The 1,325-nt window shown below is 62.0% G+C and carries 2 protein-coding genes; both read right to left on the bottom strand.

The genetic code is table 11. From position 1 onward, the window contains the following. Nucleotides 1–162: 162 nt before the first annotated feature. Entirely contained in the window at nt 163–744 is a 582-nt protein-coding gene (locus B5F94_RS15835; protein ID WP_158100319.1) for a ClpP family protease, read from the bottom strand. Next, the coding region (locus B5F94_RS15840; protein ID WP_087331535.1) for a DUF3849 domain-containing protein at nt 728–1,325 on the bottom strand (598 nt) is incomplete at its 5' end. The genes B5F94_RS15835 and B5F94_RS15840, both read right to left, overlap by 17 nt.

The following is a 1,325-nucleotide window of genomic DNA, read 5'->3' on the forward strand; positions in this document are numbered from 1 at the left end:
CTCTCACTGCACTGAAGGATGTTGGGGAGCACATAGCTGCGGGTCTTGCCGGTGCCGCTGGGGCCGATGATGCAGTCGTTGTTGTTCAGCCCCGTGACCCATGTATCGTTGCTGATACATGGGCCTTTGTATAAAATTCTCTCTGACATAGTACCTCCTGATTTACAGCTGGTGTATAACTCTGTCGGCAAGGCCCCATTCCACGGCTTCCGCGGCGTCGAAGTAGCTGTCTGAGGCGGTCTTGTCCAGTACCTCCTCCAGGCTTTTGCCGGTGTGGGCCGAAATGATGTCCGCAACCGTCCGGCGGGTCTGCATGAGGTTTTTGGCGATGGCGTCCACGTTCAGCGCGCTTCCGCCCACGCCGCCCGGAATCAGCGGGTCGTGTATCATGACCTTGGCGTGGGGCAGCATATCCCGCCGGTCGCCGGACAGGAACAGGACTGCGGCCATGCTGGCGGCGGTGCCGGTGCAGATGGTCCGCACCGGACAGCCGACCGCCTTCATGACATCGTAGATAGCAAGGCCGCTGGGGACCTCGCCCCCGGGACTGTTGATATACATGGTGATCTCCTGCCCGGGTGCGTCCTGCTGAAGGAAGCGGAGCTGCAGGACCAGCGCCGAGGCGGTGTCCTCCGTGATGGGGCCGACGCAGAAAATCTCCCGCTTCTGGAACAGAATGTCTTGAATCGGGATCTGGTTCAGCCCCTCGCTGGTTTCCCTGAGAACATTAGGAAGATATGCCATCGTGCGCCTCCTGTTCTGCCTTCCGCAGCGTGTCCACGGTCTGCTTTGCCCACTCCGGGAAACACTCGTCCTGGAGGATGCCGATGAAATCGCCCCTGTTCCATCTGGTCCGCTCCCCATCCCCGAGGCAGGTGGCATAGATTGCCCGGCCGGAAGCATGGGGACTGCACCCAAAGCCGCTTTCCGCCAGCCAGAGCTGATTGCGGGGAGACCAGCAGGACTCTTTGAGCGCCGCCGGGCTCAGGACCAGGACTTCTCCCTCCAGACTGCGGCCCGAAAGTGTGTCGCACTGGGAGGCGTCAAAGAGGGAGAGCCCATTTACCTCGTCCAGGAATGCTTCCACGAAGCCGTCCAGCACCGCCGGGTGGCTCTCCACGATGTACTCGCCTGTCCGGTCGCAGGCGGGGATGAAGATGGTGTCGGCCCACTCCTTGTGGCGGGGACGGAACCGGCCGTCCCAATGCTTCTTCTGAATGGTGTTGGCCAGCACCCAGCCCACGCGCTTGAAGCCATATTGGGCGATGACGCCGCGGGCGCAGTCCGCTTTCAGGTGCATACCGTCGAAGCCGGCCCGGATGGCC

The sequence above is a fragment of the Flavonifractor sp. An4 genome (genome assembly GCF_002161755.1).
GTDB classification, from domain to species: Bacteria; Bacillota; Clostridia; order Oscillospirales; family Oscillospiraceae; genus Flavonifractor; species Flavonifractor avicola.

Coding starts and splice junctions, on each gene's coding strand:
- B5F94_RS15835 (WP_158100319.1), bottom strand. CDS start 744: ATGGCATATCTTCCTAATGTTCTCAGGGAAACCAGCGAGGGGCTGAAC.